Raw genomic sequence first — 15236 nt, 5'->3', positions numbered from 1 at the left:
TCGTGCTTTTTTTGATCTTTATTTAGGGACTATAGTGAAAATGAGGAAAAATGACAAAATCCGAATGAATATGTGAAAATTACTGCTTTTTTACTTCACGAAGTGACACACTTTCCTTATCGATGTACGCTATACTTTTTCGTAACAGATTAATAGAAATCAAAAATAGGAAACCGCAGGGTAATAGGAAAAAGGGGGAGGGCAGTTGACCATCTATTTAGATGTGATTTGGGCGTTAAATTTTCTGTTCGATACCCTTCTTTTATATTTGACAGCCATCATTTTGAAGAGGAAGGTTCAAAGCTATCGGCTCATACTTGGTGGATTGATCGGTTCATTCATTATTTTATTATCGATTACTCCAATAAATGCCTATTCAGGGCATCCGATCACTAAATTATTTTTTTCTTTCCTAATGATTTTAACGGCTTTTGGCTACAAACGCTTCCGTTATTTTCTTAGTGGAGTCTTTACCCTTTATTTGGTGACATTTCTCGCAGGAGGAGCTTTAATCGGAGTTCACTACTTTATCCAATTTGACCTAAATTTAGCCTCTAACGTTGCATTAGGGAGCATTAAAGGGTTTGGTGATCCGATAAGTTGGCTTTTTGTTTTAATAGGCTTTCCAATTGCATGGCATTTTTCCAAGACGAACTTTGAAAGATTGGAAGTGACGAAAATACAGTACGAGAAAATGGTTGATGTCACGGTAAAACTTGGAAACACCATGATGAAGGTTAAGGGACTAATTGATAATGGCAACCAATTATATGATCCAATTTCAAAAATGCCAGTGATGTTTGTTTCTTTAAAAAATGTCAAAGATGTACCAGAAGAAATTATGAAGCTTGCGACTGAAGGAGAAAGAATCATATTAGGAGAAGAAGAGTTCGCTCAGGATCTGGATTTTGTTTTGCGAATTATTCCTTACAAGGTGGTCGGTCGAGAGCATCAATTAATTATTGCGGTTAAACCAAATGAGATTTTAATTGAAAGTGAAGGAGAAATTTTGTTAGTAGAAAAAGGTTTGGTTTCATTTACTACTCAGGAGCTATCCTCTGATGGTGCCTTTCAGTGCATTGTCCATCCCAAGATGCTAACAGGTTTTAAAAGCAAAGGAACCACGAAAGTGAGTTGAGAGGGACTGATTTTACTTCTGTAGTGAAATGATGAAAACAAAAACAGCTTCAGAAAAACAATTTTAACATGATTTGAAGGAGGACAACAGATGAAAAAATTGAAACTTCGCTTATCCTACTATTGGTACAAACTATTAATTAAATTACGCTTAAAAACAGATGAAATCTATTATATTGGTGGAAGCGAAGCTCTCCCTCCTCCATTAACAAAAGAAGAAGAAGAAATGTTATTGCAAAAGCTGCCGAACGGAGATAGGGCTGCCCGTTCCATCTTAATTGAAAGAAACTTGCGCCTAGTTGTCTATATAGCACGCAAATTCGAGAATACGGGAATCAATATTGAAGATTTAATTAGTATAGGGACAATTGGTTTAATTAAGGCAGTTAATACATTTAATCCTGAAAAGAAAATAAAGCTTGCTACATACGCATCAAGATGTATCGAAAATGAAATTCTTATGTACTTAAGAAGAAATAATAAAATTCGTTCAGAAGTGTCGTTTGATGAACCTCTTAACATTGATTGGGATGGAAATGAACTGCTCTTATCCGATGTGCTCGGAACAGAAGATGACATTATTACAAAAAATCTTGAAGCAACTGTTGACAAAAAGCTACTTTTAAAAGCATTGCACCAATTATCTGATAGAGAGAAACAAATTATGGAACTGCGCTTCGGTCTTGGAAATGGTGAGGAGAAGACACAGAAAGATGTTGCAGATATGCTCGGAATATCGCAATCATATATTTCGCGATTAGAGAAAAGGATTATCAAAAGATTAAAAAAAGAATTTAATAAAATGGTGTGAATTATTCGAATTAAAAAAAATCTAGTCTTGAGGAAAAAAATAAAAAACGAAAATACTAATAGATAAAGGTTTGTAAAGAATTTCATCTTTTTTTGCCCTTCTTTGTCTTGAGTGAAAGTGCATATTTTTCCTTCTCAAGGAGATACTGTTTTTTGTACAGCAACTCCTGTGAGGAGGGAAAAGAGTTGACTCGAAATAAAGTTGAAATTTGCGGTGTTGACACATCTAAACTTCCAGTGCTCAAAAATGAAGAAATGAGAAAGTTATTTAAAGAAATGCAAAATGGTGACATTTCGGCACGTGAGAAACTCGTTAATGGAAATTTACGACTAGTATTAAGTGTAATTCAACGATTCAATAACAGGGGCGAGTTTGTCGATGACCTCTTTCAGGTAGGATGTATCGGTCTCATGAAATCAATTGATAACTTTGATTTATGTCAAAATGTTAAATTTTCTACGTATGCCGTTCCGATGATCATAGGAGAGATTAGACGCTATTTACGAGACAATAATCCCATTCGCGTTTCCCGCTCCTTAAGAGACATTGCTTATAAGGCTCTGCAAGTACGAGAAAAATTAATGAGTGAAACCTCAAAGGAACCTACTGCTGCTGAAATTGCCAAAGTTTTGGATGTTCCTCATGAAGAAATTGTTTTTGCTTTAGATGCAATTCAAGATCCGGTATCATTATTTGAACCGATCTATAATGATGGGGGCGATCCCATTTATGTAATGGATCAATTAAGTGATGAAAAAAATAAGGATATTCAGTGGATCGAAGAAATTGCACTGAAAGAGGGGATGAGAAGATTAAACGAAAGAGAAAAGCTAATTCTTAGAAAACGATTTTTTCAAGGGAAAACGCAAATGGAAGTTGCTGAGGAAATCGGTATTTCTCAAGCGCAGGTATCCCGTTTAGAAAAAGCTGCTATAAAACAAATGAATAAAAATATACAAAGCTAACTTCAGATGTGAATTGGTCCACTATTCTAGGCAATTTTTAAGACTTGAGTTCGGTATTTTACCGGGCTCAAGTTTTTTTGTAGGAATTTTTTGGTATCTGTACTGATTTTTTGCTTATTTTCTCTTTGACCATAAAGGGGTGGGAGACTTTGGATTCACACGAAATAAGTCAAAGACCGAGTTTACCAACAATTTTGTTTAACAAAGCATTATGTAAAAAGAGAACCTGTTTGAGTCTAGAGAGTACATTGGTTTTTAGCAAAAAAATAGCTGTTTTTTTACGTTGAATACTTGAATCTCTCGATATCTACAAAGAAAGATTCAGTTATAGTCCCTATGTTGATTGAAATAAGTCGATTTGTGCAGATGTCCCGTTCGTTATACTTGAGAGATTTATATCAAGCTTTGTAGAAGCAATTCGTACTAAACTTTCCCTCCTCTTTCGGAAATGTTCATTATTTGCCTCCCTTCTATCATATACATAGAAAGAGAAACGGTAGGAGTTGATATCCATGATAAGAATATCTGAATTTCAAATGAAGGATGTTGTAAATATATCCGATGGAAAAAAACTCGGCAACATTGGCGATATTGATATTAATTTAAAAACAGGTAAAATTGAAGCAATTATTATAACAGGTGCGGGGAAAGTATTGGGTTTTTTTGGGAAAGATGAGGAAGTAACGATTTCCTGGAACAATATATTAAAAATTGGCGAGGATGTCATATTAGTTCGTTATAAAGATGTTGCAGAAGTAAAATATTTGGAAGAATAGCATTTATGGTTAGCAACGTTTTACGGAAACGTTATTTTTTACTGTGACCGTTGAGTTATCTATGTTAAACTAAAAAAAACAACATGAGGTAATGGTCGAATGGAACCTTTCTTTTTAAAGAATGAACAATATTATATAGTTAAGGACTGGCACTCAGATTCTCTTATTGCCGGCTTTTCAAGCAAAAATGGAGGAGCAAGTACCGGAGATTTTTCCTCTTTAAACTTAGGCTTCCATGTACATGACCACATCGAAGCTGTATGCAAGAATCGTGAAACAGTAGCCCGTTTACTCGATTTTCCAATTGAAAATTGGGTTGGAGCCGAACAAACTCACGATATTGAGATAGCCACTATCCGTAAGGAACATAGAGGAAAAGGCGCTTTTGCATATGAAAATTCTTTTAAAGAGACAGACGGTTTTTTCACAAAGGAAGCTGGAGTATTGCTGACATTATGTTTTGCCGATTGTGTTCCGCTCTTTTTCTCCGCTCCTAAACATCGTGCACTAGGCATTGCCCATGCGGGATGGAAGGGGACGGTGAAAGGAATTGGGAAGGAAATGATTCATGTCTTTAATCATGAAAATATTCCTGCCCAAGATGTATTCATTGTTATCGGCCCAGCGATTTGCGAAAATTGTTATATTGTCGACAATCGAGTGATCGATTTAGTTCAAAATATACTAGAAGATGTCGAAGAAAACCCATATAATCTAATTGAAGACAATCAATATCAACTTAATTTAAAAGAATTGAATCGCTTGATTTTACAACAATCAGGAGTGCCCGCTGAAAATATTCAAGTTTCTAATTTATGCACTAAATGCAACAAAGAACACTTTTTTTCTCATCGACGGGCTGCAGGCAAGACTGGTCGTATGATGGGATTTATAGGGTGGAAGGAGGATAAAAAGAGCATCGATGAAAGTGGCAGATAATTTAGCTAATATAAACAAACAAATTGAAGCAGCATGTAATAAAACAAATCGTGATCCAGATCAAATAAAAATTATTGCTGTCACCAAATATGTGTCAATAGAGAGAGCGAAAGAAGCTATAGAAGCAGGGATTGTTCATCTTGGCGAAAATCGCGAGGAAGGATTAAGTGCTAAATGGGCGGTTCTTGGGGACAAGCCAAAATGGCATTTCATCGGTACACTACAATCGAGAAAGGTAAAGAATATCATCGATAAAGTGGATTACATCCATTCATTAGACCGCTTGTCACTTGCTGCTGAGATTGATAAAAGGGCACAACGGAAGGTTAATTGTTTCGTGCAAGTAAAGACATCTGAAGAGGATTCGAAGCATGGCATAGATCCAAATGAGGTACATTCTTTTATTCAACAATTAGAGCAGTATTCAAACATACAAGTTGTTGGTTTAATGACGATGGCTCCATTCACAGATGATGAACAGGTGTTAAGAAGATGTTTTCGAGCATTAAAAGAATTGCAGCTTGAAATTCAAGGAAAAAAACTAGAGTACGCCCCTTGTCATGAACTATCCATGGGTATGTCTAATGATTTTGAAGTAGCAATTGAAGAGGGAGCAACAATGATTCGAATAGGTACCGCATTAGTCGGTGAGTAAAGAGGTGAATAATAAATGAGTATAAAATCAAAATTTAAAACATTTTTTTTCCTAGACGATGAATATGATTATGAAAATGAAGAACCGTATGAGGAACAAGCTGCACCGCCAGCACGCTCTCAAAAGCATCAGGCATCTCAGAAGCAAAATGTCGTTAGCTTACAAAGTGTTCAAAAGGCCTCAAAAGTTGTTCTCGTTGAACCAAGAGTGTATGCTGAAGCTCAAGATATTGCAGATCAACTGAAAAATCGTCGAGCTGTTGTTGTAAACTTACAAAGAATTGATAGGGAACAAGCAAAAAGGATTGTCGACTTCCTAAGTGGTACTGTTTATGCTATAGGAGGCGACATACAAAAAATAGGAACCGATATTTTCCTATGTACACCTGATAATGTGGAGGTTTCTGGAAGTATATCGCAAATTCTACAAGAAACGGAATATGAAGATACGAGGTGGTAATGGTTGCTTACAACGATTTTTAGTCTTTTGGTTCAACTTATTTCAATTTACTCATGGGCATTGATTATTTATATTTTACTTTCATGGTTTCCAAATGCGAGAGATTCTGCAATTGGTCAATTTTTAGCAAGAATTTGTGAACCGTATTTGGATCCATTTCGTAGAATTATCCCACCACTTGGTATGATCGATATTTCTCCAATAGTGGCGATTTTGGTATTACGATTTGCTACAAGTGGATTGCATCAGCTGTACTATTGGATCATTTAAGGGGAATTTACTCATATTAAGTAATAAAAGGGGCTAATGATGATCCCCCTTTTTTCATTCATTCTAGGTGATAACATGAATATTTATCAGCATTTCCGCACTGAAGAAAGAGAATTTATAGATATGGCTTTGCAATGGATGGAATATGTTGAGCAAACCTACAGCTCTAAGTTAACAGATTTTCTCGATCCACGAGAGCAGCAGATCGTTCAGGCGGTTGTGGGTAGTCAGTCGGAAATCCAGGTGGCGTTTTTTGGTGGACAGGAAAATAATGAACGTAAACGGGCATTAATCTATCCAGAATATTTGCAGGTGGAGAGAAATGATTTTCACATTCGCTTATTCGAAATAGAATATCCAGTAAAGTTTGTAACCATCGAACACCCTCAAGTTCTTGGCAGCCTGATGGCTCTTGGATTGAAGAGAGGAAAATTTGGAGATATTCTCATTCATGATGGGCGAATTCAATTCCTAGTTACAGAAGAAATAAGTGAGTATATCAAATTACAACTTACCCAAATTGGTCGGGCTTCTGTAACATTAAAGGAACTGCCTAGCGAAGAAGGGTTAGTAATTGAAGGTCATTGGCAGGAAATGACTGCGACTGTTTCTTCGCTCCGTTTAGATACTGTATTAGCTGCATTGCTTAATCTTTCTCGGCAAAAATCACAAGAATTAATTAGAAATAAGCGAGTCAAAGTCAATTGGACAACGATTGAAAACCCATCGTTTGAATGCGGTGTGGCGGACATTCTTTCTGTAAGAGGCTTTGGGCGTCTCAAATTAATTTCGATTGAAGGGAAAACAAAGAAAGATAAATGGCGAATTGTCGGTGGTAAACAAAAATAACTGCTCAAGCCTCATATTTTTTTAGAATTGTGCAGGATTATGAGAGCAAGTGTCGAATATTGATGAATACATACTACTTACAGAAATATGGAGGTGGCCTTCATGCCATTAACACCTTTAGATATTCATAACAAGGAGTTTAACAAAGGGTTCCGAGGTTATGATGAAGATGAAGTAAACGAATTTCTCGATCAGGTAATTAAAGATTATGAAATCATCATTCGTGAGAAAAAGGAATTAGAAGAAAAATTAAATGATATGAATGCGCGCCTTGGCCATTTTTCTAATATTGAGGAGACATTGAATAAATCGATTGTTGTAGCCCAGGAGGCGGCAGAGGAAGTTAAGCGTAACGCACAAAAAGAGGCAAAGCTCATAATAAAAGAGGCGGAAAAAAACGCCGATCGTATTGTAAATGAGTCATTATCGAAGGCAAGAAAGATCGCTTTGGAAATTGAGGATTTAAAAAAGCAATCAAAAGTATTCCGCACACGCTTTAAAATGTTGATTGAGGCTCAATTAGATCTGCTAAATAATGATGATTGGGATCATCTTTTGCAATATGAGATTGACGCGGCAGAGTTGAAATCCGCAGAGGAAGAAGATTCAATGGCTTGACGTCTCGTCATAAAAGAGAATATAATACGTTAATAAAATATATTTCATACGATGAGAGGGACAAGTACACTTTTTTAATCTTATCTGTAGCGAGCCGAAGACGGTGAAAGTTCGGCAAAGATAAAAAGTTGGAAATCACCCTTGAGTACCTAGTTGAACATTTTCAAGAATGGATTCTTTGAAATAAGTAGGCATAGGCGTGTTATTCACGTTACGAACATAGAGCGGATAGATTTTCTATCTACAAGGGTGGTACCGCGGGATTTAAAACCTTCTCGTCCCTTTTTGGGATGAGAGGGTTTTTTGTGTTTTAAAAATGTGGATGAAATGCCTTAAAATCTGAAATTAGGTAATACTGTATGACTAGTGAGCTAGGACTTGTAAGGAGGAAGAGAAATGGAATATAAAGACACGTTATTAATGCCAAAGACAGAGTTTCCAATGCGAGGAAATTTGCCAAAAAGAGAACCTGAAATGCAGGAAAAATGGAATGAGATGGACATTTATAAGGCAGTTCAGGAAAAGACAAAAGGACTTCCTATGTTTGTATTGCACGATGGTCCTCCATATGCAAATGGGGATATTCATATGGGGCATGCTTTAAACAAAATTTTAAAGGATTTTATCGTCCGTTATAAATCAATGAGCGGTTATCATGCTCCGTATGTACCGGGATGGGATACACATGGTTTGCCAATTGAGCAAGCATTAACAAATAAAGGGGTTAAGCGCAAGGAACTTACAGTTGCTGAATTTAGAAAGCTATGTGAAGAATATGCTTATGAACAAATTGACAGTCAAAGAGCTCAGTTTAAACGTTTGGGTGTTCGTGGGGATTGGGAAAATCCATATATCACTTTAAAGCCAGAGTATGAAGCACAGCAAATTAAAGTATTTGGAGAAATGGCGAAAAAAGGTTATATCTATAAAGGGTTAAAACCTGTATATTGGTCCCCATCAAGTGAGTCTGCTCTTGCTGAAGCAGAAATTGAATATAAAGATAAGCGTTCAGCCTCTATTTATGTTGCTTTTGATGTGAAAGACGGAAAAGGGGTACTTGATGCAGATACAAAAATTATTATTTGGACGACAACACCATGGACCATTCCAGCAAATCTTGGAATCACTGTGCATGCTGATTTAAATTATGTCGTTGTTAAAGTAACAGGCAATAAATATGTCATTGCTGAAGAATTATTAGATTCTGTATCCACAGAGCTTGGCTGGGAAGATGCTTCAGTTGTTAAAACATTGAAGGGAAGCGAGCTTGAATATATCGTAGCGAAGCATCCGTTATATGGCCGTGATTCCCTTGTGATGCTTGGTGAACATGTTACGACAGATGCTGGTACTGGTTGCGTTCATACAGCACCAGGACATGGGGAGGACGACTTCCTTGTTGGGAGGAAATACGGTTTGGATGTATTAAGTCCTGTCGATGATAGAGGCGTCTTTACAAGTGAGGCACCAGGTTTTGAAGGATTATTTTATGACAGTGCGAACAAACAAATTACAGAAAAACTTCAAGAAGTTGGCGCCTTGTTGAAATTGGATTTTATTACCCATTCGTATCCACATGATTGGAGAACGAAGAAACCAGTAATTTTCCGCGCAACTGCTCAGTGGTTTGCATCGATTAAAGATTTCCGCAATGAGCTACTGGATGCTGTAAAAGAAACAAAGTGGGTGCCAGCTTGGGGGGAAACTCGTCTCTTCAATATGGTAAGAGATCGTGGCGATTGGTGTATATCACGTCAACGCGTATGGGGAGTTCCGATTCCAGTGTTTTACGGTGAAAATGGCGAACCGATTATTACTGATGAAACGATCAATCATATTTCTGACTTATTCCGTCAGCATGGCTCGAATATTTGGTTTGAACGAGATGCAAAAGATTTATTGCCGGAAGGCTTTACACATGAATCAAGTCCAAATGGAAAATTCACAAAAGAAACGGATATTATGGATGTTTGGTTTGATTCAGGTTCATCCCATCAAGCAGTTTTAGAAGAACGTGAAGACTTACAACGACCTGCCGATCTTTATTTAGAGGGTTCTGACCAGTACCGTGGTTGGTTTAATTCATCATTATCAACAGCCGTAGCTGTTACAGGAAAAGCGCCTTATAAAGGAGTTTTAAGTCACGGTTTTGTACTTGATGGTGAAGGTAGAAAAATGAGTAAATCAATCGGAAATGTGATTATCCCTGAAAAAGTTATGAACCAGCTTGGAGCAGATATTTTGCGATTATGGGTATCTTCCGTTGATTATCAAGCTGACGTAAGGGTCTCTGACGCAATACTCAAGCAAGTAGCAGAAGTGTATCGCAAAATTAGAAATACATTCCGGTTCTTATTAGGAAATCTTGCCGACTTTAATCCAAGTGTAAATAAGGTGGCATACGAACAATTAAGAGAAGTAGACCAATTCATTTTAGTGAAATTAAATCACTTGATAAAAAATGTGAGAAATTCCTATGAGAACTATGAGTATGCTTCCATTTATCATGCGGTCAATAATTTCTGTACACTTGATTTAAGTGCCTTCTACCTAGACTTTGCGAAGGATGTTCTTTATATCGAGGCACCGGATAACGAAGAGCGCCGATCAATTCAATCCGTTTTATATGAATGCTTAATCACTTTAACAAAATTAGTAGCGCCAATTCTTCCACATACAGCGGATGAAGTTTGGGGGCATATTCCAAATGTAGAAGAGGTAAGCGTCCAACTAACTACAATTCCAGAGGATAAAGAACTTGCAAATGGGAATGAATTAGTAAAAAAATGGACTGCGTTTATGGATGTGCGCGATGATATTTTGAAGGCATTGGAAGAGGCAAGAAACGAAAAAGTGATTGGAAAATCATTATCGGCAAAAGTAAGTCTGTACGTTAATGGAGAAACAAAAGACTTGCTTGCTTCTATTTCAGAGAATTTGCAGCAGCTCTTTATCGTATCAGGGTTTGAAATTGCCGGAACGTATGATGAAGCGCCTGATCATGCGCTTAAGCTAGAGCATGCAGCCATTGTTGTGGCGAAGGCGGATGGTGAAACATGTGAACGCTGCTGGGTTGTAACAACTGAAGTTGGAAAAAATGAGCAACACCCAACACTTTGCCCACGCTGTGCAGAAGTTGTAGAGCAACATTACAGTCATTTAAGTTAGGAAAAAACTCTCTAAGACGATCGTCTTAGAGAGTTTTTTTATGGAATTTTTTCTAAGTTTAAAGGGCGAAGAACCATTTTCATTTATACTTTATACAATATGAAAGGGGAAAAAATCTTCCAAGATCGTAAAAGGTTGTTCAGTCTGTCAAATGTTTGCCTGTGTCAGAATGTTAAGTGAGGCAATACTAAAAGAAATAACAAAGGTTTAATGAGAACTTAAAAATTTGCAAAGGCGGAGGGGTAGATATGGATGCGAATCAACAAAGGCTCTATTCAGAACTCCGTATAATTCGTCATGAATTATTAGCAAGTCTTAATAAAGATTCAAGTATTAAACCGATAATTGAGGACGAGCTAAGAGATATTGAAGAGACGATTAGAAAAATGGAGTCAGGGACATTTGGTTTTTGCGAGAATTCTGGAGAACTGATTCCAGCAGATTATCTCACGATTGTCCCGACGATTAAATCGATTGATGATGTGAATGAAATCAGCAAATTTTATTGCAAACCACTCTATCATTAAGCTCTTATGAGATTCCAATCCCTACCGTTTTTATAAGTTGTATGCTAAAATGCAAAGGTAACAATTTTCGTATGAGCTGGAGGTTACCTTTGTGTTTTTATATTACATATTGGCATTTGTAATTATAGGACTCGATCAATGGACAAAATGGTTAATTGTAAAAAATATGGAGTTGGGGGAAAGTATCACGATAGTGGAGAATTTTCTCTATATTACTTCCCATCGAAATATAGGAGCAGCTTGGGGTATTTTACCTGGGCAAATGTGGTTTTTCTATATTATTACAACAGTGGTAATTGTCGGAATCGTTTACTACATGGCTAAGCATGCCAAGGGAAGCGTTCTCCTTGGGACATCATTAGGATTAATGCTTGGCGGTGCCATTGGTAATTTCATTGATCGCATTTTCCGAAAAGAAGTGGTAGACTTTGTCGATACATATATATTTGGATATGATTTCCCGATATTTAATGTCGCTGATTCAGCTTTAGTAGTAGGGGTTGCCCTCCTAATGATTCAAATGTTCCGTGAAGAGCGGAAAGCAAAGGAGAAGTTAGATGGAGAAACAGGAACACATCATTGATGAGGAGCAAGTGAATGAAAGAATTGATAAGGTGCTCTCATCATTGAATAATGAATGGTCAAGGACACAAGTGCAAACATGGATTAAAGAAGGCAATGTCCTTGTAAATGGAAAAAAGATAAAGACGAATTATAAAAGCAATTTACATGATAAAATTGAAATTTCGATTCCGGATCCAGAAGAACTAGATGTTGTCCCTGAAGAAATGGCTCTCGATATTTATTATGAGGATAAAGATGTCATTGTCGTGAACAAACCAAAAGGTATGGTTGTACATCCAGCTCCTGGTCATTTAACAGGAACACTTGTCAATGGTTTAATGGCCCATTGTAAAGATTTATCGGGGATAAACGGTGTGTTACGACCAGGGATTGTTCATCGTATTGATAAAGATACATCTGGCTTGTTGATGGTTGCTAAAAATGACTATGCTCATGAGCATCTAGTTAATCAACTCGTAGAAAAAACCGTGACAAGAAAATATCGAGCAGTCGTTCATGGAAACATTCAACACGATTATGGAACCATTAATGCCCCTATTGCTAGAGATCCTAAGGAACGGCAAAGCATGACAGTTATAGACAATGGCAAACATGCAGTTACACACTTTCAAGTATTAGAAAGATTTCCTGACTTTACCTTTGTCGAGTGTCAGCTTGAAACGGGAAGAACGCACCAGATCCGTGTGCATATGAAATATATTGGCTATCCTCTTGCAGGAGATCCGAAGTACGGTCCAAGAAAAACAATTGATTTTGGCGGACAAGTATTACATGCTGGGGTACTAGGTTTTGTTCACCCAAGGAGTGGGGAATATTTGGAATTCGAAGCACCGCTTCCACAGGATTTTGTCGAATTACTAAATAAGCTTCGAAATAATCGTTGACAAGTAAGTACGGGTAAGCTATTATTACTATAGTTTCATAAGTCCTTTAAGACAGTCCAGAGAGGCTGGGAAGGAAGCGGATTTGTAGCTGGACAATGAATGTCCAAAGTTACATTTAAGTTATACCATTCGTTCATCCTCTCGCCCTCAGGTGAGAGGATTTTTTGTCTAATGAAGGGATGTGAATAGTATGTCTAAAAAGGCTGTTGTATTAGATGAACAAGCGATTCGAAGAGCACTGACAAGGATTGCTCACGAAATTATTGAGAAAAACAAGGGAATTGAAGGCTGCATTTTAGTCGGAATTCGTACGCGAGGAATTTACTTAGCTAAACGTCTTAAAGAACGGATTCAGCAAATCGAAGGTGCTGATATACCGGTCGGTGAATTAGATATTACTCTCTATCGGGATGATTTAACAACAAAAACGGATAATCAGGAGCCACTAGTTAAAGGTTCTGATATTCCGATTGATGTCACAAACCAAAAGGTTATCTTAGTAGATGACGTACTTTATACAGGGAGAACCGTCAGAGCCGCCTTAGATGCTTTGGTCGACTTAGGAAGACCTTCATCCGTCCAGCTAGCAGTGTTAGTTGATCGCGGACATAGGGAACTACCGATTCGAGCAGACTATGTTGGGAAGAATATCCCGACTTCAAGCTCAGAAAAAATTGTCGTTCAATTAGCGGAAATTGATGAAAATGAACACGTAAGCATATATGATAAATAACGTCAACCTTTTTAAGTGTAGTCCAGAGAGGCTAGCAAAAGGAAGAATAGTATAAGGGGTACCCCCTTGTATTCTTGCGCCTAGCCTCTTTGAAAGGAATTTTCAAAGAGGTATTTTTATGCCAGAATGAATTAATTTTGACTTTAAGAACTGTCACGCACAAGTAGCAAAAGCCTATCAAACTTCAGGTCCTTTCCCATATTTGCATATGCTGAATCGGATTTCCTTTCTCGGAAGGAACAGGTTCTTCCAGTTTGATGGCGATGAGCACTGAGAGAAACTACTCTGAATAATCATTAGCTGGAACAATTTGAACTTTAATTGTTCCGAAAGCGCCGTGCGCTTTTCTTATTAGGGGGAAATAGAAATGAACAGACCAGTACTTGATATTCATGAAAAACCAACAGCGACACAAATGCTTACATTAAGCTTCCAGCATATGTTTGCGATGTTTGGTGCGACGATTTTAGTGCCTAAATTAGTAGGATTAAGTCCAGCAATCGCGCTGTTAACGAGCGGAATTGCAACAATCCTTTTTCTGCTAATCACACAATTTAAAGTGCCCGCCTATTTAGGTTCGTCCTTTGCATTCATCGCACCGATCTTGATTGCAGCTGGAGGCCTTGACGAAAATGGAATGAGCGTTAATCCAGGGAATGCAATGATTGGTGCGATGGCAGTAGGGATTACCTACGGGGTTGTCTCACTCATTATTTGGAAAACAGGATACAAATGGTTAATGCGTCTCTTACCACCGATTGTGGTTGCACCGGTTATTATGGTAATCGGATTAGGTTTAGCAGCAACAGCAGTGGATATGGCCATGAATGTGAATGGTGAATATAGTTTTATTCACTTTACTGCCGCGTTAGTGACGCTATTTGCGGCGATTATTTTCACCGTCTATTTCAAAAATATTTTAAGTGCAATGCCAATTTTGTTAGGCTTAATTGTTGGTTATATTTATTCGGCTATCGTGGGTATCGTTGATTTTACAGCGGTAAGGGAAGCAAGTTGGTTTGCGATGCCCGACTTCCTCTTTCCTGGTGTTCACTACGAATTTTCGATTACATCTTCCATTATGTTAGCGATGGTTCCAATTGTTTTTGTTACAATATCTGAACATATCGGACATCAATTAGTGTTAGGAAGAGTTGTCAACCGCAATTATATTAAAGATCCTGGATTGCATCGTTCAATAGTAGCTGATGGATTGGGAACCTTTGTCAGTGCATTTATGGGAGGTCCGCCTAAAACAACATATGGAGAAAATATTGGAGTTTTGGCAATTACGAGAGTTTATTCTGTATATGTGATTTTCGGTGCCGCGGTCATTGCGATTCTCTTCTCATTCGTGGGAAAAGCGATGGCATTCATCCAGACGATTCCGACTGCAGTGCTTGGCGGAATTTCCATTTTACTTTTCGGAATTATTGCATCAAGCGGATTGCGCATGCTTGTTGACAGCAAGATCGACTTTGGCAATAATCGCAATTTAGTCATCTCATCTGTCATTTTGGTATTGGGGATTGGTGGAGCAGCTTTGGAAATTTCAGAAGCTTTCAGCGTCGAGGGAATGGCGTTAGCTGCTATTGTTGGAGTAATTCTCAATATTGTATTGCCCGGTAGAGAGCAGGGAAACCTTGAGTCTGATGATGCTGTTAATCAGGATATTGCGTAGATACACTTTTTAAGGCTACTTGCGCTACTAAAGCAGTGTTTAATCCAGAAGAGATGCCGAATTGTGGGAAGAAAAAGCATATTAGCTAAGCTAAAATGGGTTTTAGATTCACCATAAAACGTTATATGTTCAGCCTTTAATTAAATCCGAGAGATTTACAAGGGTGAGATAAGTTGGTA

16 protein-coding genes and 1 other annotated feature are annotated in these 15236 nt (G+C 37.6%); all 16 genes read left to right on the top strand.

Annotated features, from left to right (window positions below):
- Positions 1 to 205: 205 nt before the first annotated feature.
- The gene (gene spoIIGA / locus PZE06_RS00595) at positions 206 to 1138 is read left to right on the top strand and encodes a sigma-E processing peptidase SpoIIGA (RefSeq protein WP_150913337.1); all 933 of its coding nucleotides are present in this window, start codon (positions 206 to 208) and stop codon (positions 1136 to 1138) included.
- Between the two features lie 90 nt (positions 1139 to 1228).
- Positions 1229 to 1948, top strand: a complete 720-nt coding sequence (gene sigE, locus PZE06_RS00590) for an RNA polymerase sporulation sigma factor SigE (RefSeq protein WP_150913339.1) — start codon at positions 1229 to 1231, stop codon at positions 1946 to 1948.
- Between the two features lie 185 nt (positions 1949 to 2133).
- Entirely contained in the window at positions 2134 to 2913 is a 780-nt protein-coding gene (gene sigG, locus PZE06_RS00585; protein ID WP_150913341.1) for an RNA polymerase sporulation sigma factor SigG, read from the top strand.
- Positions 2914 to 3425: 512 nt separating this feature from the next.
- Positions 3426 to 3689: a YlmC/YmxH family sporulation protein gene (locus PZE06_RS00580; RefSeq protein WP_150913343.1), complete on the top strand. Its 264-nt coding sequence runs from the start codon at positions 3426 to 3428 to the stop codon at positions 3687 to 3689.
- 99 nt (positions 3690 to 3788) lie between these two features.
- Positions 3789 to 4628 carry a peptidoglycan editing factor PgeF gene (gene pgeF / locus PZE06_RS00575; RefSeq protein ID WP_150913345.1) on the top strand — a complete coding sequence of 280 codons (840 nt, stop codon included), beginning with the start codon at positions 3789 to 3791 and terminating at the stop codon, positions 4626 to 4628.
- Entirely contained in the window at positions 4612 to 5283 is a 672-nt protein-coding gene (locus PZE06_RS00570; RefSeq protein ID WP_150913347.1) for a YggS family pyridoxal phosphate-dependent enzyme, read from the top strand. The genes pgeF and PZE06_RS00570 overlap by 17 nt, the downstream gene beginning before the upstream one ends.
- 15 nt (positions 5284 to 5298) lie before the next feature.
- The gene (locus PZE06_RS00565) at positions 5299 to 5742 is read left to right on the top strand and encodes a cell division protein SepF (protein ID WP_150913349.1); all 444 of its coding nucleotides are present in this window, start codon (positions 5299 to 5301) and stop codon (positions 5740 to 5742) included.
- 3 nt (positions 5743 to 5745) lie between these two features.
- Positions 5746 to 6012: a YggT family protein gene (locus tag PZE06_RS00560; protein ID WP_170943640.1), complete on the top strand. Its 267-nt coding sequence runs from the start codon at positions 5746 to 5748 to the stop codon at positions 6010 to 6012.
- Positions 6013 to 6087: 75 nt separating this feature from the next.
- Complete coding sequence (locus tag PZE06_RS00555; protein WP_150913351.1) at positions 6088 to 6861, top strand: YlmH family RNA-binding protein; 774 nt, start codon at positions 6088 to 6090, stop codon at positions 6859 to 6861.
- Between the two features lie 102 nt (positions 6862 to 6963).
- Positions 6964 to 7479, top strand: a complete 516-nt coding sequence (locus PZE06_RS00550; RefSeq protein ID WP_095313042.1) for a DivIVA domain-containing protein — start codon at positions 6964 to 6966, stop codon at positions 7477 to 7479.
- A gap of 42 nt (positions 7480 to 7521) precedes the next feature.
- Positions 7522 to 7765 (top strand) — a binding site (T-box leader).
- A 110-nt stretch (positions 7766 to 7875) separates the two neighbouring features.
- Entirely contained in the window at positions 7876 to 10647 is a 2772-nt protein-coding gene (ileS, locus tag PZE06_RS00545) for an isoleucine--tRNA ligase (RefSeq protein WP_150913353.1), read from the top strand.
- 248 nt (positions 10648 to 10895) lie between these two features.
- Positions 10896 to 11174 carry a TraR/DksA family transcriptional regulator gene (locus PZE06_RS00540; protein ID WP_150913355.1) on the top strand — a complete coding sequence of 93 codons (279 nt, stop codon included), beginning with the start codon at positions 10896 to 10898 and terminating at the stop codon, positions 11172 to 11174.
- A gap of 91 nt (positions 11175 to 11265) precedes the next feature.
- Positions 11266 to 11757, top strand: coding sequence for a signal peptidase II (lspA, locus tag PZE06_RS00535; protein WP_150913357.1), 492 nt, complete (start codon positions 11266 to 11268; stop codon positions 11755 to 11757).
- Positions 11732 to 12643, top strand: coding sequence for an RluA family pseudouridine synthase (locus PZE06_RS00530; protein ID WP_150913359.1), 912 nt, complete (start codon positions 11732 to 11734; stop codon positions 12641 to 12643). The genes lspA and PZE06_RS00530 overlap by 26 nt, the downstream gene beginning before the upstream one ends.
- Before the next feature lie 190 nt (positions 12644 to 12833).
- A complete protein-coding gene (pyrR, locus tag PZE06_RS00525) occupies positions 12834 to 13376 on the top strand; it encodes a bifunctional pyr operon transcriptional regulator/uracil phosphoribosyltransferase PyrR (RefSeq protein WP_150913361.1) in 543 nt (180 codons plus the stop codon).
- A gap of 367 nt (positions 13377 to 13743) precedes the next feature.
- The gene (locus PZE06_RS00520) at positions 13744 to 15057 is read left to right on the top strand and encodes a solute carrier family 23 protein (RefSeq protein ID WP_150913363.1); all 1314 of its coding nucleotides are present in this window, start codon (positions 13744 to 13746) and stop codon (positions 15055 to 15057) included.
- The last annotated feature ends 179 nt before the right edge of the window (positions 15058 to 15236 follow it).

The organism is Robertmurraya sp. DFI.2.37 (assembly GCF_029211245.1).
In the GTDB taxonomy this organism is placed as follows: domain Bacteria; phylum Bacillota; class Bacilli; order Bacillales; family Cytobacillaceae; genus Robertmurraya; species Robertmurraya methanolica_A.
The sequence above is the reverse complement of the archived record's forward strand: the minus strand, read 5'-3'. Positions and strand labels throughout refer to the sequence as shown.